Source organism: Pseudoduganella sp. HUAS MS19 (genome assembly GCF_053615455.1).
Genome location: NZ_CM132133.1, coordinates 4,611,953 through 4,630,788 on the forward strand (window position 1 = coordinate 4,611,953; position 18,836 = coordinate 4,630,788).

Annotated in this window: 16 protein-coding genes and 1 riboswitch; of the genes, 4 read left to right on the top strand and 12 right to left on the bottom strand. The window is 63.4% G+C overall.

Annotated features, from left to right (window positions below; translation table 11 throughout):
• Positions 1-6 precede the first annotated feature (6 nt).
• The 3 genes from ACWBU6_RS20965 to ACWBU6_RS20975 form a co-directional block, all read right to left on the bottom strand.
• The gene (locus ACWBU6_RS20965; protein ID WP_452645308.1) at positions 7-366 is read right to left on the bottom strand and encodes a GFA family protein; all 360 of its coding nucleotides are present in this window, start codon (positions 364-366) and stop codon (positions 7-9) included.
• 64 nt (positions 367-430) lie between these two features.
• Complete coding sequence (locus tag ACWBU6_RS20970) at positions 431-889, bottom strand: Imm26 family immunity protein (protein ID WP_452645309.1); 459 nt, start codon at positions 887-889, stop codon at positions 431-433.
• 36 nt (positions 890-925) lie between these two features.
• A complete protein-coding gene (locus ACWBU6_RS20975; protein ID WP_452645310.1) occupies positions 926-1,225 on the bottom strand; it encodes a ferritin family protein in 300 nt (99 codons plus the stop codon).
• 125 nt (positions 1,226-1,350) lie between these two features.
• Here ACWBU6_RS20975 and ACWBU6_RS20980 point away from each other — a divergent pair, with 125 nt between their 5' ends.
• Both ACWBU6_RS20980 and ACWBU6_RS20985 read left to right on the top strand, forming a co-directional pair.
• Positions 1,351-2,520, top strand: a complete 1,170-nt coding sequence (locus ACWBU6_RS20980; RefSeq protein ID WP_452645311.1) for an iron-containing alcohol dehydrogenase — start codon at positions 1,351-1,353, stop codon at positions 2,518-2,520.
• A 7-nt stretch (positions 2,521-2,527) separates the two neighbouring features.
• Positions 2,528-2,626, top strand: a riboswitch (TPP riboswitch).
• A 72-nt stretch (positions 2,627-2,698) separates the two neighbouring features.
• Complete coding sequence (locus ACWBU6_RS20985; protein ID WP_452645312.1) at positions 2,699-4,789, top strand: TonB-dependent siderophore receptor; 2,091 nt, start codon at positions 2,699-2,701, stop codon at positions 4,787-4,789.
• 62 nt (positions 4,790-4,851) lie between these two features.
• Here the strand turns inward: ACWBU6_RS20985 and ACWBU6_RS20990 are convergent, their stop codons facing one another.
• From ACWBU6_RS20990 to ACWBU6_RS21030, 9 genes are all read right to left on the bottom strand, one after another.
• Entirely contained in the window at positions 4,852-5,556 is a 705-nt protein-coding gene (locus ACWBU6_RS20990; protein WP_452645313.1) for a hypothetical protein, read from the bottom strand.
• Positions 5,557-5,559: 3 nt separating this feature from the next.
• A complete protein-coding gene (locus ACWBU6_RS20995) occupies positions 5,560-6,075 on the bottom strand; it encodes an AAA family ATPase (RefSeq protein ID WP_452645314.1) in 516 nt (171 codons plus the stop codon).
• A complete protein-coding gene (gene pnuC / locus ACWBU6_RS21000; RefSeq protein WP_452645315.1) occupies positions 6,072-6,686 on the bottom strand; it encodes a nicotinamide riboside transporter PnuC in 615 nt (204 codons plus the stop codon). Before pnuC ends, ACWBU6_RS20995 begins: the two co-directional genes overlap by 4 nt.
• 47 nt (positions 6,687-6,733) lie before the next feature.
• Positions 6,734-8,815, bottom strand: coding sequence for a S46 family peptidase (locus tag ACWBU6_RS21005; RefSeq protein ID WP_452649591.1), 2,082 nt, complete (start codon positions 8,813-8,815; stop codon positions 6,734-6,736).
• Positions 8,816-8,926: 111 nt separating this feature from the next.
• Positions 8,927-10,471 carry a PAS domain-containing protein gene (locus ACWBU6_RS21010; RefSeq protein ID WP_452645316.1) on the bottom strand — a complete coding sequence of 515 codons (1,545 nt, stop codon included), beginning with the start codon at positions 10,469-10,471 and terminating at the stop codon, positions 8,927-8,929.
• A complete protein-coding gene (locus tag ACWBU6_RS21015; protein WP_452645317.1) occupies positions 10,468-13,035 on the bottom strand; it encodes a chemotaxis protein CheB in 2,568 nt (855 codons plus the stop codon). The genes ACWBU6_RS21010 and ACWBU6_RS21015 overlap by 4 nt, the downstream gene beginning before the upstream one ends.
• A gap of 47 nt (positions 13,036-13,082) precedes the next feature.
• On the bottom strand, positions 13,083-13,214 hold the full coding sequence (locus ACWBU6_RS21020; RefSeq protein WP_452645318.1) for a hypothetical protein: 132 nt from the start codon (positions 13,212-13,214) through the stop codon (positions 13,083-13,085).
• Positions 13,215-15,092: a signal peptide peptidase SppA gene (gene sppA / locus ACWBU6_RS21025; protein ID WP_452645319.1), complete on the bottom strand. Its 1,878-nt coding sequence runs from the start codon at positions 15,090-15,092 to the stop codon at positions 13,215-13,217. It abuts the gene before it with no gap.
• A gap of 26 nt (positions 15,093-15,118) precedes the next feature.
• On the bottom strand, positions 15,119-16,588 hold the full coding sequence (locus tag ACWBU6_RS21030) for a sodium:solute symporter (protein ID WP_452645320.1): 1,470 nt from the start codon (positions 16,586-16,588) through the stop codon (positions 15,119-15,121).
• An 89-nt stretch (positions 16,589-16,677) separates the two neighbouring features.
• On the opposite strand from ACWBU6_RS21030, the gene dgt reads away from it, so the two are divergent.
• Positions 16,678-17,901: a dGTP triphosphohydrolase gene (dgt, locus tag ACWBU6_RS21035; RefSeq protein ID WP_452645321.1), complete on the top strand. Its 1,224-nt coding sequence runs from the start codon at positions 16,678-16,680 to the stop codon at positions 17,899-17,901.
• Entirely contained in the window at positions 17,898-18,836 is a 939-nt protein-coding gene (locus ACWBU6_RS21040) for an AraC family transcriptional regulator (RefSeq protein WP_452645322.1), read from the top strand. The genes dgt and ACWBU6_RS21040 overlap by 4 nt, the downstream gene beginning before the upstream one ends.

Consider the following 18,836-nt stretch of genomic DNA (forward strand, 5'->3'; position numbering starts at 1 on the left):
GCTTCTCTAAGCGCTTTCAAGGGCGCCGTCGCGGCGGGTGCGGCGGTAGCGCGGGAGGTCGTCGCAGATTGGCTCCCAGTGGAGCCGGTTGTCGGCGAAGGTGTGGTCTTGCGGCGGCAGGGCTTCCGGGTCGTCCAGGCTGGCGGTGGTGATGTCCATGTCGCCGGGCGAACTGTCGTCGGCGAAGGTGAGATGGGTGCCGCAGGTGCTGCAGAACTCGCGCGTCACGCCGGGGCTGGAATGGAAGATGGCGGGCTTGCCGCGCACGTAGCGAAACTGGGAGCGAGCAATGCTGAACCAGGCTACGCTGGGGGCGCCGGACAGGCGGCGGCACATCGAACAATGGCACCAGGTGCTAACCAACACCGGCGCGTCTGCTTCATACTGCACCGCGCCGCAAAAACAGCCGCCCGTGTACATAGGGTTCTCCCTATTCCAGCAGTTTGGTCATGAGCAGTTCCGCCGAGCCGTAGCCAAACAGCGAATCGCTCTCCAACCCCTCCGTGTCGTATGGCACGGATACTTCGCGCTCCGGTTTGGCCGGATCGTCGCCGTAAGTGGCCTGCCAGGCACGCCTTAAGGCGTCCGCACGGCGGATGAACATCGGCACCGGCCAGCCGCCGCGCTGGAAATCGATCATGTTGCCGATTACCGGCCAGCGCCCGTTGGCTACCGCAATGTCGCCGGTGCGGATCACCTTCAGCGCATCGTTGGCCGTCAGCTGCTGCACATCCGCCAGGGTCGGCAGCGTCCAGTGGGTCGGCCCGAACAGGTAGGCCAGCATGACCTTTCCTTGCGGTGACAGGCGGGCCACCAGTCCGGTGGCATACCCGCCATTTCTAAGCGGGATCGCAAACCAGCTGCCCTCCCGGTACGGCTGCAACTTCATCGACTTCCTTTCTGTTTGCAGCGCGATACCAGGACATTATTCGTAGTGGTACTGCGCGGCGATCGGTCCCGCCTTGAACAGCGCTTCCTTCATTTCCTTATCCATTTTCGGGTCGCGCCGGCGCACCCATTCCAGCAGCATCGCGATCTGCTTGCGCGTGGCATCGCGATGGCTGGCCATGACCAGCTTCAGCTCGGGGTCGGTGCACGTCTCGATGCGCTGGTTATGCATGTCCAGCGCCTCGATCTTCTCACTCAACGACGTTAGCGCCCGGTGCATGTCCAGCACCTGGGCATTGAGGTAGTCGCGCGGCTCGACCACGTGTTCCTGTGTCATCTCACTCTCCTTAGGCATGCGGGTACACGCATTGTCAGCCTGCGGCGCGGATTTCTCAAGTGTAGCAAGGCGCCCGGGCGGCTGTCGCACGGATGGGCGAGTTTTGCGCGATAATGCCCGGCATTATGCAAAACTTCGAATTCCACAATCCAACCCGCGTCATTTTCGGCGCAGGACAAATTTCCTCCCTGGCAAAACATATTCCTTCCAATGCACGTGTGTTGCTGCTCTACGGCGGCGGCAGCATCAAGTCCAACGGCACCTATGACGAAGTGCATGCTGCGCTGGCAGGCCTGGAACATCCGGTGCTGGAGTTTGCCGGCATCGAGCCCAATCCGCGCTACGAAACGCTGATGGAAGCGGTGGCGCTGATTCATCGCGAGAACATCGACTTCCTGCTGGCGGTCGGCGGCGGCTCTGTTGTCGACGGCACAAAATTTGTTGCCGCTGCGGCGGTGTACGATGGCGACGCCTGGGACATCCTGAAAATCGGCGGCAAGGTGGTGAAGGCCGCCCTGCCCTTTGGCGCCGTGCTGACGCTGCCGGCTACCGGATCGGAAATGAACAGCGCCAGCGTGATCAGCCGTGCCGCAACGCAGGAAAAGCGCGCCTTCATGAGTCCACACGTTTATCCGCGCTTCTCGGTACTGGACCCGGCCAAGACATTGACGCTGCCACTGCGCCAGGTCGGCAACGGGGTGGTCGATGCCTTCGTCCACACCACCGAACAGTACCTGACCTACCCGGCCAACGCGCCGGTGCAGGACCGCTTTGCCGAAGGCCTGCTGCAAACCCTGGTGGAACTGGGCCCGCAAGTGCTGGCGCGTCCAGATGATGTGGAAGTGCGCGCCAACATCATGTGGACCGCCACCATGGCGCTGAATGGTCTGATCGGCGTCGGCGTGCCGCAGGACTGGGCGACCCACGGCATCGGCCACGAACTGACCGCGCTGTTTGGCCTGGACCATGCGCAGACGCTGGCGATCGTCCTGCCGGGCATCCTGCAGATCCGCCGCGAAGCCAAGCGCGGCAAGCTGCTGCAATACGCCGCGCGCGTCTGGGGCCTGGATGCCGGCAAAGGCACCGAGGATGAACGCATCGATGCGGCCATCGGCAACACGCGCGCCTTCTTCGAACAGATGGGCGTGCCGACCCGTTTGTCCGGCTATGGCCTGGGTTCGGAAGCGATCGATGCCGTCGTCGCCGCCATGGAAGCGGCCGGCTTGACCGGCCTGGGCGAACGGCGCGATATCACGCCTGCCGACGTGCGCAAGGCGCTGCAACTGAGCCTGTAGTACAATACCGCCTCGCTAGGGGTCCTCGCGCATGCGTGCGGGGTGAGAAATACCCTCCGAACCTGATCTGGATAATGCCAGCGAAGGAAAGCGTAGATGGTTGAAAGCCCGCAGGTGCGGGCCCCGCTCTCACCCCTCGTGCTCTCCCGCTGGCGCAACGTACAGCAAGAGCACAAAAATGACTCAATACCGCCTCACCCTGGCCGCACTGGCCGTCGCTTCCGCCTTCGCCCCTGCCGCCAGCGCGCAGGACCAGAAAATGACCGAAGTGGTCATCTCCGCCAACCGTGTGGCCGCCGAGCGCGCCTCCGTGGCCGGCTTCAGCGAACAGCCGTTGCTGCAGACCCCTGCTTCCGTCAGCGTGCTGACCCGCGAACAGATTCAGGAATTGAACATCCGCAACACCACCGACGCAGCCAAGTTCGACGCCAGCATCGGCGACGCCTACAACGCGGTCGGCTACGCCGAACAGTTCTCGATCCGCGGCTTCAAGCTGAATAACGCCAATTCCTACCGCAAGGATGGGCACCCGGTGTCCGGCGATACCCAGATCCCGCTGGAGAACAAGGAAAGCATCGAAGTGCTGCGCGGCCTGGCCGGCATGCAGGCGGGCGTTGCGGCACCGGGCGGCGTGGTCAATTACGTGACCAAGCGCCCCACCGATAACACGCTGCGCTCCGTGCTGTTTGAAGTGGGCGAGCGCGGCTCCGTGCTGGGCACCGTGGACCTGGGCGGCCGTTTCGAAGACCGCCGCTTCGGCTACCGCGTCAACGCGGCAGGTGAACGCATGCGCTCCATCATCAAGGGGGCCGACGGCCACCGCAGCTTCGTCTCCGGCGCGTTCGATTTCCGTATCAGCCCACAGGCGCTGCTGACGATCGATGCCGACTACCAGAAGAAGTCGCAGAAGTCGGCACCCGGCTTCCAGCTGATCGGCGGCACCAGCCTGCCGGTGGTCGATGCCGCCACCTTCCTCAACGACCAGCCGTGGGCCAAACCGGTTGAAACCGAATCGAGCAACATCGGCGTGAACTTCCAGTACCAGCTTTCGCCAGAATGGAAAGCGACCTTCAGCGCGAACCAGCACCGCTTCAAGCGCGATGACTACACCGCCTTCCCTTACGGCTGCACGAGCGAATCGCTGTGGCCGGGCTATTGCACCAACGGCGATTACGATGTTTACGACTACCGCAGCCTGGGTGAAGAGAAGAAACCGCTGTCGGCCAAGGCGCTGTTGAATGGACGCTTTGCGACCGCTTCGATTCGCCATGAACTGGCTGCCGGCCTGTCCTTCTTCAGCAACCACGAAAGCTGGGGCGACTACGTGTACGAATACGCTGGCGTGAGCAACATCTACCATCCGGTTGCGGTCCCGATGACCGATGAGCAAGTGGGCCCGGTTTCCGAGCGCCGCAACGATCATGAGCGCTCGGCCTTCGTGCAGGACATCATCGGCCTGAGCGACCAACTGGCGCTGCATGCCGGCGTGCGCTATGCGTCCCTGCGCCGCAATGAAGCAGACGTCGCGCCGGTGCGCAAGAACTTCTGGCTGCCGAATGTGGCGCTGGTGTTCAGCCCCAGTTCCAGGCTGTCCTACTATGCGAACTATGCGCAGGGCCTGCAGTACGGCAGCGTGGCACCTATCGGCACCAGCAACGAAGCTCGCGCGCTGGCGCCGGGCAAATCGAAGCAGGTGGAGCTGGGAACCAAGGCCGAAATCAACGGCATCACGCTGTCGGCAGCGCTGTACCAGATCGACCAGGGCCTGGAGTTCACCGACGCCGCCAGCAACACCTTCGTGCGCAGCGGCCAGGAACGCCACCGCGGCCTGGAGTTCAGTGCGCAGGGCAAGGCAACGCGTGAACTGCTGCTGGGCGCTTCGATGGCGGCGATCCATACCGAGCAGGAAGGCACCGGCCTGGTGGGCCTGGACGGCAAGCGTGTGACCAATGTGCCGAACTTCAAGTCGACCGTGTGGGCAGACTACGCCGTGAGCGCAGTTCCCGGCCTGAAACTGAATGCAAACTGGCAGTTCGCCGGCAAGAAGGCCTTCGACCAGGAGAACAAGACCATGGTGCCGTCCTACCATGTGGTGAACCTGGGCGGCTCGTACGCCACCCGCGTGGGCGGTTCGGCGGTGATCCTGCGCGCGCAGGTGAAGAATGCGTTCGACAAGTTCTACTGGCGCGACGTGACGCCGGACCTGGGCGGCTACCTGTTCCCGGGTTCCCCGCGCACCTTCCACCTCTCTGCGCAGGTTGACTTCTAACCCAGGTATGCGGCGGCCGCGTACCGGGTCGGCCCCTTGGGTCTGGCCCGGGTTCTCCGGTGCTAAAAGATGTACTGGACACGCATGCTGAAGGAGTTGGCTGCGCGGCCCGAGTTCTTGCCGAACAGGTAGGCTGCTTCGTACTTGAAGTGGCCTGCTTCGCCGAAGAAGGCTGGCCCGGCGCGGTGCGATTGCCGCTTCGACGGCAGCCAGTCATTCCATTTCCCTACTTCGCCAAAGCCTTGCAGGCCCGGCGAGAACCAGCGCTTCCAGCGCTGCCTGACCTGCCATTGGTAGGCCAGCTCGGTTTCGTTGTGCGCCCCGTTATCCATTTCGCGCTGGAAGAACAGGTTGAAGTTCAGTTGCGTGCGCCAGACTTGCGTTTGCAGCACCGGCCCGATCTCCACCGCATAACCGTTGTCGCGCCGCCGGGCCCGCTCCACCGACGTATGCAGCGCCAGGTCGACGTCGTACTGGCCTTGCGTCAGCAGGAAGTCATTCTGCCATTCGATACCGGTATTGCGCGTCTGCCGGCCATCGCGCTGGAACCATTGCGTGGTCAGCTCGGTGTACCAGCGCGCTGTCACGCCGTAGCCGATGCCGATCTCGGGGCTGGCGGTGTTGCGCGAGTTCTTGTAATGGGCGTTCCAGTATTTGTAGTCGATTGAAGCCTGGCCTTCCACATCGTAGATGGTGACCATGTAATAACCGGTCTCGCCAAACGCCGCCAAGGGGATCATGGCGGCCAGCGCGAGCAGTTTTTTCATGCCTCAATCTCCCAGGAGTTGGCCGACCTGCTTCAAGCGCTCTTCAATGCCACCGGAAATGCGCGTGTAAGGAATGCCGCGCCGGGCCAGTTCGTCGAGCAGGATCGAATCAATCATACCGCTGACATCTTCCTCTTCGTGGTGAAGTCCGTCGGGTATCCATGCAAATTCAGGCTTGCAGACCAGGGTTATGTCGTATTGGCGCGACGAAGCGAGGCTTTCGAGCTGCTCGTCGATGCCGCCGAAGTAGTGGATGCTGTAGACCGCCGTCATCAGCGGGGTGGTGTCGCAGAACAGGAAGCGGCCGCCTTGCGCCGCCAGCGCATCTTCGCGGGCCACCTGGGTGGCGGCAATGTGGAACTGGTCGGTCGATACCGGAACGCTCTGGCGCTGGTCACAGAATTCGCGCAGGTATTCGGGCACCCAGATGGCGCCGTACCTTTCCGCCAGCGCTTGCGCCAGGGTGGTCTTGCCGGAGGCTGCGGCGCCGATGATGGCGACGCGGTAAGGCTGCTTCATTTCCAGACGACTGCTTCTTCCGGTTCGTCGCTGCTGCCTTGCCATGCCAGCAGGCCGGCAACTGCCATCGCGACGAACATGCCATACAGGACAGCCGTCAGCATCAGGCCTTTATGGACGTACAGCGCGACGTACAGCACGTCGACAACGATCCAGACGTGCCAGTTTTCGATCTTCTTGCGCGACAGGAGGGCTTGTCCCACCAGGCTGCCGGCGGTCAGGAAGGCGTCCGCATTGGGCACGTCGGTGTCGGTAAAACTGCGCAGGAACCAGGCCAGGATGCCGAAGCCTGCCAGCCAGGCGAGGCCCGACAGCACACGGCCGCGCGCTGTCAGCGTCGACACCGCCAGCTCCTTGCCGTGGTTCCCGTGCAGCCATTGGTACCAGCCCCAGAACGAGACGGTCACGAACACACCCTGCAGCGCCATGTCACCGTACAGCCTGGCGCCGAAAAACACCACGCCGTAGGTCGTGGACGACAGGATGGCAAACAGCCAGGCCCAGTGGTTCTGGCGGATGTTGAGCCACACGGTCAGCACGGCCAGCACAAACGACACCAGCTCCAGCGGAGTGGTAGTGGCAAGACCGAACAGGGAAATGGTTTCGTTCATGGGATTGCGCTGGGGTGAAGGGGCTCACTGCGAGCCCCTTTTTCTGCTTACTTCTGCGGATACTTGATGGTCATTTCCTTCAGCAGGTTATCCGCGCGGTCGATCTCCTTCATGACCCACAGCATGTAGCGAACGTCCAGATGGATGGCGCGCGTGATGTCGCGGTCGAAGTACCAGTCCTTGGTGATGGACTCATAGGTGGAGTCGAAGTTCAGGCCGACCAGTTCGCCGCGCTTGTTGACCACGGCGGAACCGGAATTACCGCCGGTAGTGTCAGCCGAGGACAGGAAGTCGACCGGCACGGTGCCCAGCACCGAATCCTTGAACTGGCCATAGCGCTTGGCCTTGACCGCATCGATCAGCGCCTGCGGCGCATCGAACGGCTCCTTGCCGGTGTGCTTCTCGAGGATGCCTTCCACCGTGGTGAACGGGCCCTTGGTAATGCCGTCGCGGCCAGGATAGGCCGACACGGTGCCGTAGGTCACGCGCAGGGTAGAGTTGGCATCAGGGTAGACCGGCTTGCCCTGCGACTTCTTCCATGCGATCACTGCGGCCATGTACTGCGGGATGATCTTTTCCAGGTTGCCGTCGACTTCCTTGCGGCGCTCTTCCAGCGTCATCGCCACGCCATGCATGCGCACGGCCAGCTTGATGAATGGGTCGGTCGACTGTTCGAAATCGGCCGGCGCCTTCTCCATCCAGGCCAGGCGGGTTGCGGTGTCGGCCAGTCCGGTCTTCTGGTACATGCCTGGCACGTCGGCCAGGGCCGGCGTCAGGTTGTCCAGCCACTGCGGGTGCGCCTTGGTCGGCAGCTTGACATAGCGCTGCAGGCCGGCGACGTAGCGGGCCTGGTCGACCGAAGGAACCAGCGACTGTTCCAGGCGGGTCAGGCGCGCCTTGATGTTGGCCAGGTCGCGCTCCTGGAAGCCCGGCTCGCGGTCAGCGTCGGCCTTCTGCTTTTCCAGCGCCAGGCGGTACAAGGTGCGTGCGGATTTCAGCAAGTCGCTGTAGGTTGCCACGCCGTAAGCGAATTCATCGTCGCCCAGGTCCATCTCGGCAGCGATGGCGGCATCCAGTTCCGCCAGCATGGCCGGCGAAGACTTGGCCTGCTTGCCGTACCAGGTGCGGAATTCCGCATCCTGCTTGTCCTTGATCGCAGCCAGGTCCTTGCGGGCGAAGCCGTCCAGCAGCCCCTGGGTTTTCTTCATGCGGTTGTTGATCGACTTGACCACGCTGGCGTAGCGCACCACGTCGTTATCCTTGCCCTTGGTGGCGGCAGCGATCGCGTCGAGGTCGGCCTGGTAGTCGGCCACCATGAGCGGATAGCTCAGGTCGCGCGCATAGCGGATCTCGACCGGCAGCTTGTAGCGGCTGGTGCGGCCGGGATAGCCCGCCAGCAGGATAGGATCGCCGTTCTTCAGGCCTTCGGCGGAAACCACCAGGAAGTCCTTCGATTTGTACGGCACGTTGTCCGGCGACGGGTCGGCCGGCTTGCCATCCTTGCCGACGTATGCGCGCAGGAAGGCATAGTCGCCAGTGTGGCGCGGCCACTCGTAATTGTCGATGTCGCCGCCGTAGTTGCCGATCGATTCAGACGGCGCATACACCAGGCGCACGTCCTTGATCATCATCTGGCGGATGCGGTAGTACTCGGCGCCGCGGTGGAAGGCCGGCACGGAGCAGCGGTAGTTCTTGTCGGACTCGCACTCGGCAATGAGCACCTTGATGCGTTTTTTGACTTCGGCATGGCGGTCCTTGCCGGCCAGTTTGTCAAGGCCACCGTTCACGCGCTCGGTCACGTTTTCCACCTTATCGGTCACGTAGACGCGGGTGGTCGGGCCGCCCGGCAGTTCCTCGGCGCGGGTCTTGGCCAGGAAGCCGTTGGCGATGTAGTTCTTTTCAGCAGTCGAATTGCGCTGGATGGCGCCGTAGGCGCAATGGTGGTTGGTGACCACCAGGCCATTAGGGGACACGAATGATGCGGAGCAGCCGTCCAGCGAGACGATGGCGCTCATCGGGTGCCTGGACAGGTCGGCCAAGCGTTCGGCCGGGATGGTGATGCCGATGCGTTTCAGCTCTGCCCTCAGTTGCGGCAGTTGGTGCGGCTGCCATTGGCCTTCGTCGGCCATGGCGGGAGCAAAAGCCAGCAGCAATGCTGCCGAAAGTGCGAGTTTTTTAGTCAAAACAGTCCCCTGAACGTATAAAAGCACCGGCAGTATATGCGTTCCGGGGCCCCAGGGCTATTGACTTTTTTGCAACGGAAGCCGCACCGCCACGCAGCAGCCTGCGCCCGGCTCGTATTCGTTCAGGCAGAAGCTGCCGTGCAGGGCATCGACACGCTCCTGCATGCCGATCAGGCCAAAGGAGCCGGGGCGCTCGCGGCAGGCCGGTACGATGCCGATACCGTTGTCTTCCACTTCCAGCACGATCACGTCCTCGCCTACCGCCAGCCGCACCGCCACCTGGCTGGCGCGCGAGTGGCGCAGCACGTTGACCAGCGCTTCCTGCACGATGCGGAACAGTACCAGGCTCGTTTCGCTGCCGATGGACGCCAGCGCCGCCTCGCCAGGCAAGGCCAGCTCGTAATGCAGGCTGCTGCGGTGGCGGAAATCGTTCACCAGCCATTCCAGCGCCGCCGCCAGGCCCAGGTCCAGCACCGAGGGCCGCAATTCGTTCATGATGCCGCGCACGCTGCGCAAGGTGGCGTCGATGTTGTCCAGCGCCGCCGCCACGCGCCGCGCAAAGCGGCTCTGGCGGCCGCCCATGCGCTCGTTCAGCTGGGCGATGTCCAGCTTCAGCGCCAGCAGGTTCTGCCCCAGTTCGTCGTGGATCTCGCGCGCGATACGCTTGCGCTCTTCTTCCTTGACCGCCGCCATGTGGGCCGACAGCTGGCGCAGCTGGCCGTTGGCATGCAGCAGTTCGGCGGTGCGCTGCACCACGCGGGTCTCCAGGTTGCGATGCAAATCCTGCAGCGCCCATTCAGCGTGCTTGCGGCGGCTGATGTCGGTCAGCACGGCCACCAGGCCGCTGACGCAACCGTCCGCGCCCGCCAGGGTGCGCAGCGACAGCGTTGCCTGGTACTCGCCGCCATCGGGCCGCCGCCCGGAGACTTCGCCCTGCCAGCTGCCGCCGCCCAGTGCCTTCAGGGCGGCCTCCGCGCCGCACATGTCGGCCAGGTCGCTGCCAATGGCTGTCAACTCAGTCAGGCCGCTGATGGCGGAAAAGGCCGGATTGACCGATACGATCACGCCATCGGCATCGGCCACCGCAATCCCCTCGCCCAGGTTATCGAGCACGGCAAACGCGCGGCGCAGCGCCGCATCGTTCTGTTCAGGCGAGCGCACATCGCTGATCACCATGCGGATTGCTTCGCCGGCGTGATCGAGGTTGGCTTCGATGCGCACCCTTCCGGCGCCAATTCCCTGGAACAATTGTGCTTCCATGGCGGCACTGGCGCCGTCGGCATGCAGGCCGGCCAGCAACTGGCGCAAGGCCGGTTGGCTGGCCGGCGCCAGGAAGCGTTCCACCGGCTGGCCCGGCAAGTCCGACAGCGGCACGGAGAACAGTCCCGCCGCAGCGCGGTTGGCGCCGGCGATCATGCCGTCGCGCGCCAGCGCCAGGTAGCACACCGGCGCCTGGTCGAACAGGCCGGCATAGCGCAGCAGGCCCTGTTCGACCTCCCGTTTCTGACGCTCGAGCTCCGCCAGGGCGGCACTCTGGACTTCGAGTTCCAGCTGGCTGACTTGCAGCTCATGCCATTGGCGCAGGGCGTCGGTTCGGGTCATTTGGTGCTGCCTCCTTCAGGCGTTAGTCGCGCTTCCAGCAGTTTCAGTTCGGTGACATTGACAAAGGTTAGCACGAGGCCGTCGATCACGTTGTTCACCGTGCGGTAAGGCATGATGCGCACCATGAACCAGCGGCCGTCACGGGTCGGGATCTGGCGCTCGCAAAACACCAGGGAGCGCAGCACTTCCGCGGCATCGCTCTCCATGTCGGGATATACCAGGTCGTTGGCGATATCGCTCAGCGGGCGGTTCAGGTCGGTGGCGATCAGCTTGTACAGCTGGGTGGCCTGGTTGGTGTAGCGCCGGATGTTCATCTGGCTGTCGAGGAAGATGACGGCGATATCGGTGCTGTTCAGCAGGTTCTTCATGTCGCTGTTGACCAGGGACAGGTCGTCCACCTTGGACTGCAGTTCGGCGTTGACGGTATACAGTTCCTCGTTCAGCGACTGCATTTCCTCTTTGGACGTGGTCAGTTCCTCGTTGGTCGACTGCAGCTCCTCGTTGGTCGATTGCAGTTCTTCGTTAGCCGCCTTCAGCTCCTCGCGCGAGGTTTGCATCTCTTCGCGCACCGCCTGCAGTTCCAGGCGCGCCATGGTCAGCTGCTGCTCGAGTTCCTGCGGGCGCGGATCGGCGCCGCGGCTGCCGCGCTTGCGGGCCGGCATCGGCGAAGCGTTGAAGGTCACCAGCAGGTTGTGGCCGGATTGGCCGTCTTCGCGCACCACTTCGGCCGTCAAGTCGACCAGCAGCGACGAGGCGCCGTCCTTGAACAGCAGCTCGCGCACGGTTTCGGTGCTCTCGCTGCGGTTGGCGCGCTCGATCAGGTCCGCCAGTTCGTAGCGCAGGCCATCGCGCGCCATGGCGTGGATGTTCCAGTTGGCGCGGCCGGCGGCCGGCTCCAGGAAGGTGCCGGTGCGGCCGTGGATGTAGAGGATATCGCCGTCGCTATTGATCATGACTGCTGCCGGCGTGTGGGATTTGAGCAGCAGGTGTTCTACTTGTGTCTGGATATTGCCGTTCATGGTCATGGTAGTAACTTCGATGGAACTTGGTTGCGCGGCTTTCGCGATCTTGGTCGGGAAGTAGTTCGCCACGCGCTGAGTGCTGGCGTCGAGCCGGCGGTAAATGCGTCCGCAACCGGGCACCGGGGTGAACAACTCGTTGTAACTGCCTGGCGTATCCGCGCTCCCCAATACGAGCAAGCCTTCCGGTTTCAAGGCATAGTGGAACAGAGGAATCAACTGCTCCTGCAGTTTTGGGTTGAAATAGATTAGCAGATTGCGGCAGCTGAGAATATCGAGTTTGGTAAACGGCGGGTCGGAGATGATGTTCTGCTGCGCGAAGATGATCATATTGCGCAGCTCCTTGCGAATGCGATAGCCGGCGCCGTCGGCGACGAAGTAGCGCAGCAGCCGCTCGTGCGACACCGTGTCCTCCACCCCGCGCGAGAACACCCCCTGGCGCGCCTTGTCGATGGCGTCGCCGTGCAGGTCGGTGGCAAAGATCTGCAGCGAGTACTTGCCCGTCTCATTGGCGTTGGCGCGCGTGACGGCTTCGTCGAACACCATGGCCAGGGTATACGCTTCCTCGCCGGTCGAACAGGCCGGCACCCAGGCCTTGAAGGCGGCGCCGTCGGGATTGGCCGCCAGCAGCGCCGGGATGGTTTCGCTGCACAAATGCTCCCAGACCGTCGGATCGCGGAAGAAGCTGGTCACGCCGATCAGCATTTCGCGGAACAGCAGCTGCACTTCGCCGGCGTTGTCGCGCAGGTAGGCCACGTAGGCCTCCATCGAATCGAGCTGGTGCAGCTTCATGCGGCGCTCGATGCGGCGCAGCACGGTGCTCATCTTGTATTCGGTGAAGTTGTTGCCGGTGTGGCGCTGCAGCAGCGACATCAGCTCGCGCAAGGCTTGGCGCCGCGCACGCGCCGCGCCATGGGCACCGCCATGCGGCACCGCGCGCACCTGGCACAGCCACATCGGCATGGCGCCGGGCGGCGCCACGAAATCGGCCACGCCGGCCGTGATGGCGCTGCGCGGCATGGAGTCGAACTTGGCCGAATTGGGTTCCTGCGCCGCGGTCACGCCGCCCGCCTCCTGGATCGCGCGCAAACCGGCAGTGCCGTCGGTGCCCATGCCGGAAAACACCACACCGGCGGCGGATTGTCCTTTTTCTGCGGCCAGGGTGCGGAAGAACGAATCGATCGGATAGCGCCCGTGGGTGTCCGACGTTTCCACTGCCATCAGCTTTTCGTTGGAGAAGGCCAGGTCGAAATTGGGCGGCGCAACGTAGACATGGTCCGGCCGCACTTCGATCGAATCGGCGATTTCGCACACTTCCATCGTGGTGATCCGGCGCAGCAGTTCAGGCAGCAGTCCGCGCCGCGACGGGTCCTGGTGCTGCAGGACGATGAACGCCATGCCGGTGCGCGACGGCATGGAGGCGAGGAACTCGGAAATCGCATCCAGCCCGCCGGCGGAAGCGCCCATGCCAACGATTTGCACCGCCTGGCGGTGCCGCGACGCTTCGCTCGAGTCCGAATCGGAGGAAACTAAGGGGTTAGTCATCCCATCATGATGCCAGTGCTGCAAGGAAATGGCAAACCGCCTTTCGGTTACCGCCGGCGGGTATTCAGGGCCGTTACCTGGTTCGTGACCACCTCGCTATAACTGGCCTGGCCGGCGCGGTGGCGGTTCAGCATCCGCTGCCCGGCCTCGGTGGCGGAACCGGCCAAAGCTGCTGCCAACTAATTGGGCGAGCTGCAGAGGCAATGGGTCAGCGCCATGAAAGGCTTGCGCTGGGCCGTCATTTCGTTCAGCCAGCCCAGGTCCTGCACGACCTCGCTGGCGACGCCAGCCGGCACGCCGGCCGGCAGCAGCGCCGCGCGCGCCTGGTCGCCAAACGCCTTGCCGGCGTAGGCCTGCATCGCCGAAGCGCCAAAGAATTCCAGCACCTTGTCGAAGCGCGACATCTCACGTTCGATGTAGACGATGCGCGGCTCGCCGCTCAGCTTGGCGCGCCGCGCCGCGGCCTTCAAGGCGTCCTGGTAGCCGCCCAGCGTATCGACCAGGCCGCGCTCCTGCGCCTGCGCACCGGTCCACACGCGGCCCTGGCCAACGGCATCGATCTTGTCGGCCGTGGTCTTGCGCGCCTTGGCGGCCTTGGCGGTGAATTCCTCGTAGGTGTGGCCGATCGCACTCTGGATCAACTGGCCGAAACGCGGGTCCATCGGACGCAGCGGATTGCCCGCATCGCCGAGCCAGGTGGTGGTCTGGCCGGCGGTATGGATGCCCAGCTTGCCGATCACCTTGTCCACGGTCGGGAACAGCGCGAACACGCCGATCGAACCGGTGATGGTGGCCGGATCGGCCATCACCTCATCCGACGCCATCGAAATCCAGTAGCCGCCGGAAGCTGCCACATTGCCCATCGAAACGACCACCGGCTTGCCCGCCGCACGGGTCAGCTCCAGCTCGCGGCGGATCAGTTCCGAACCGAAGGCGCTGCCGCCAGGCGAGTCGACGCGCAGCACCACCGCCTTGATCGAACTGTCTTCGCGCGCCATGCGTACCAGGCGCGCAGTCGACGCGCCGCCGATCTGGCCGGCCGGCGCGTCGCCATCGCTGATCTCGCCAACTGCCATCACCACGCCGATCGCGTCGCCAGTCAGTTTTGGGAACACGCGCGCCAGGTAATCCTGGTAGCTGACCTGGCGGAAGGACTTGACGGCCGGATCGTCCACGCCGCGCTTGGTCATCATCACGCGCAGTTCATCCTTGGTTTTCAAGCCGTCGACCAGTTTCGCATTGAGCGCCACCTGCGCCAGGCTGCCTTTGGTTTCGGCCATCAGCGCCGGCAGGTTATCGATCGCCTTCATCAGCGCGCCATCGGGCAGCTTGCGCGACTTCTCCACCTGGGCGGTGTAACGCGCCCACAAGTCGTTGTACAGGAAGGCATCGGCTTCCGCCGCCGCCGGCGACGGGCCGTTGGCAATGAAGGGCTCGGCAAAGCTCTTGTAGGTGCCGACCTTCATCAGGTTGACGGTCACACCCACCTTGTCCAGCGCATCGCGATAGTAGTTGCGGTACCTGCCAAAACCATCGAGGAACACCGCGCCCATCGGGTGCAGATAAACCTCGTCGGCATGGATGGCAATCTGGTACTGGCGCTGGTTATAGCTGGAACCCCAGGCCACCACCTTCTTGCCGCTGGCCTTGAAACGGTCCACGGCCGCGCCGATTTCGCGCAGCATGGCCTGGCCGCCGCCCTGCATTTCGTCCAGCACCAGCACGGCGCCGCCGATTTGCGGGTCCTTGGCGGCCGCATCGAGCACGTTCAGCACATCGCGCAGCTGCACGGACTTGTGCACTTCGCCACCGGACAGGCCGGCCACCAGCGCGTCGCGGCTGCTGCCGGACGATTGCTCCACCAAAGCGCCTTCCAGGTTCAGGACCAGCATGGTCTTGTCGCCCAATGGCTTGACGCCGCCGCCGAAGATGGCGGCAATCAGCAGCACCACAACCAGCAGGAACAGGAAATTCATGGAGGCGCGGCGGCTTTTATCCACGGCGCCCCAGAACCAGGCAAATCCAGCGCGGACATACGAGAAAACAGAGCGGGACATCTTTACTCCTAATGCAAAAAATGTAACTACTTCACACTATAAGCGACATTCGCCTTATCGGGTGAAGAAATCAGGTACAGCCCAGCCATGACAAACAGGCCATTAACGAGCAACAATTCCAGCCCGATGCGGTAGCTGCCGAACAGGGTTTGCTGGTTAAAGTCCACCAGGGCGCACAACAGCGGCCCGGCCAGCGCCACCCACGGCACCAGCCTGTCGTTGACGGCCCGCCTGCTCAACAGTCCAAAGGCGAACAGGCCAAGCAGCGGCCCGTAGGTATAGCCCGCCAGCTTCAGGATCATGCCGATCATACTGGCGCTGCCGATCCACTTGAACACCATCACCAGCAGCAGGAACAGCGCGCAGAACGCCAGGTGGACGCGGTGGCGGATGCGCAGTTGCGCGCCCTCGCCCAGGTCGTCGCGCCGTTTCAGGCCAAGGATGTCGATGCAGAAGGACGAGGTCAGCGCCGTGATCGCGCCGTCCGCACTCGGGAACAAGGCGCTGATCAGGGCAATCATGAACACCAGCTGCAGCAGCGCCGGCATGTGCCCCATCACTACCGCCGGAAATATCCTGTCGCCGCTGGCCGCCACGCCCATCTGCGGCGCATACAGGTACAGCAGGCCGCCCAGGAACAGGAACAGCGTCAGCACGCCGGCCAGGATGGCGTTCAGCATCAGCATGTTCTTCTGCGAATCGCCCAGCGTCCTCACCGAGATATTCTTCTGCATCATTTCCTGGTCCATGCCGGTCATGGTGATGACGATGAAAAAACCGGCCGCGATCTGCTTCCAGTAGTGGCCCGGACTATCGATGTCGGTCGTGAACACCCGCGCCAGCCCGGCCGAGCGCAGGCGTTCCACGCTTTCCAGCAGGCCCAGGTTCATTTCGTTGAGCAGGAATACGATGCAGGCCACCAGGCCCAGCAGCATGCCCATGGTCTGCAGCGTGTCGGTCCAGACGATGGTCTTGACCCCGCCCTCATAGGTATACAGCAGGATCATCGCCAGGATGACCAGGTTGGTGAGCCAGAACGGCACGCCAAGGCTGTCCAGGATCACTGCCTGCAGGATGTTCACCACCAGGTAAAGGCGCGCGGTGGCGCCCAGGGTGCGCGACAAGAGGAAAAAAGCCGCCCCGCTCTGGTAGGAGCGCCGGCCCAGGCGCACATCCAGGTAGTGGTAGATGGAGGTCAGTTTCAGCCGGTAGTACAGCGGCAGCAGCACATACGCCACGGCGACATAGCCCAGCACATAGCCGATCATGATCTGCATATAGCCAAAACCGTCGCGCCCCACCGCGCCCGGCACACTGATGAAGGTCACGCCGCTCAGCGTGGTGCCGACCATGCCGAAGGCCACCAGCATCCAGTTGGAGCTCTTGTTCCCGATAAAAAAGCTGTCGTTATTGGCGTTGCGGGAAGTGGTCCAGGCCACCCCGAGCAGCAGGCCGAAATAGGCCAGCACCACGAGGAACAGGGAAACAGGTGACATTTTATTATCCAGCCATGAAACAATTTGGGCTGCAATATACACTGGAATGCTAAAGCGCCTTAGAATCGCCGGCAAACCTGAGGAAAACAATGTACGACCGCCAAACCATCGATTTCGCCCGCGCCCAGGAGGCGCTGGTACTGCCGCTCGAATACCGCGTCCACGCCCAGGCCGACGGCCGCGGCGAGGGCCGAGAGGAATGCATGCGCGATTATGCGCGCGTGCTGTATTCGTCCTCCTTCCGCCGCCTGCAGGGCAAGATGCAATTGCTCGGCGTGGATGCCAACCGCTTCAACCGCAACCGCCTGACCCATAGCCTGGAAGTGGCGCAGATCGCCCGTTCCATCGCGGCCGACCTGGGGCTGGAACGCAGCGTGGTATCGGAAACCTGCTCGCTGGCGCACGACATCGGCAATCCGCCCTTCGGCCATTACGGCGAGAAGATCCTGGACCAGCTGGCGGCCGGCGCCGGCGGCTTCGAGGGCAACGCGCAGGCCTTCCGCACCCTGCGCACGCTGGAGAAGAAGCACCACGCCTATGCCGGCCTGAACCTGACCGTGCGTTCCCTGCTCGGCATCACCAAGTACTTCCAGCGCCGCGCCGACAATCCGAAGAAATTCCTGTACGACGAAGACTATGACTTCCTGAGCGGGCAACTGTCCGCCCACGGCGTTTCGCTGCGCAAGAGCATCGACGCCCAGATCATGGACCTGGCCGACGAAATCGCCTACGCCGCGCACGATGTGGAGGATGCGCTGAGTTTCGGCATCATCACCTGGGGCGAGATCGTCCACGAATTCAAGATCAGCAAGGACTTTTCCGGCGCCCATGAGCAGTTCGCCAGTATCGCCAACCACGCCCACGAGGAAGCGCTCAAATGCGATATGCAGGAGAGCTCGGAGGAATACTCCATCGTGCTGCGCAAGGAGCTGACCTCGCAGATCGTGCATGAACTGTGCCGCGACATCGCCGTGGTGCAGGGCACGCACGGGCCCGAACTGGGCTACCGCACCAAAGGCCTGCTGGCGCGCGGCCTGAAAAGCCTGCTGTGGCGTGCCATCCTGCGCAAGAAGGACGTGCAACTTTACGAAAAACGGGGCGAGAAAATCATCCGCGGCCTGTTCGAAGTCCTGACCGACAAGCAGTACAACAAGGACGGCATCCTGCTGCCGCCGGCCATCCGCAGCCTGAAGGACTCACGCGAGCGGCTGGTGGTGGACTTCATCTCCGGCATGATGGATTCCTATGCCGCCAAGGAGTACGAGAAGTACTTCGGCCCCGGCAGCCTTGACCGCATCTATCCTTTGCCATGAACGATCCTCGCAGCGAATACGAGCGCCGCATGAACCGGGTGCTCGACCACATCGACCGCAACCTGGACGCGCAACTCGACCTGCCCGGCCTGGCCGACATTGCCAACTTCTCGCGCTACCACTTCCACCGCCTGTTTGCGGCATGGATGGGCGAAACGCTGGGCGACTATGTGCGCCGGCGCAGGCTGGAAGCCGCCGCCCACAAGCTGGCGGCCGGCGGCACGGTGCTGGAGGTCGCGCTGTCGACCGGTTTCGGCTCGGGCGAAGCGTTTGCCCGCGCATTCAAAGCCCGCTTCGGCAGCACGCCGACCGAATGGCGCGAGAACACCCCGGCCCGCACCGCTGCCTTCCTGGCGGGGGTCAACGCGCAAAATAGCAATCCCGATCAGGCGAACAGCAAGCACGGTCAGGCCGGCGCCGGCGCAACGGGCGAACATGGCGGCTCCAACAACCATCATGGAGCACAAAAAATGGAAGTCAACGTTATCGACCTGCCGCCTGCCCGCATCGCCTACCGCCGCTACATCGGCCCATATGGCCCGGCCGTCGGCCAGTTCTGGGGCCAGGCCGTCATGCCCTGGATACTCGGCCATGGCCTGGAAGGCGCCACCTGCTACGGTATCGGCCATGACGACCCGAGCGTCACCCCGGCCGACAAGTGCCGCTACGATGCCTGCGTCGAAATCCCCGAAGGCTTTGAACCCGACGGACAATTCAGCGTTGCCAGCCTGCCGGGCGGGCGCTACGCTGTCACCCGCTACACCGGTTCGCCGCGCGATATCGGCCCGGTGTGGAACCGCCTGATGAAGGAATGGCTGCCCTCCAGCGGCTTGCAATGCGACGAGCGCCCCTGCTTTGAGCGCTATGAAAACCTTGCGACCCAGGACGACGGCAGCTTCACCTGCGAAATCTGCATTCCCGTGAAAGCGCTGTAA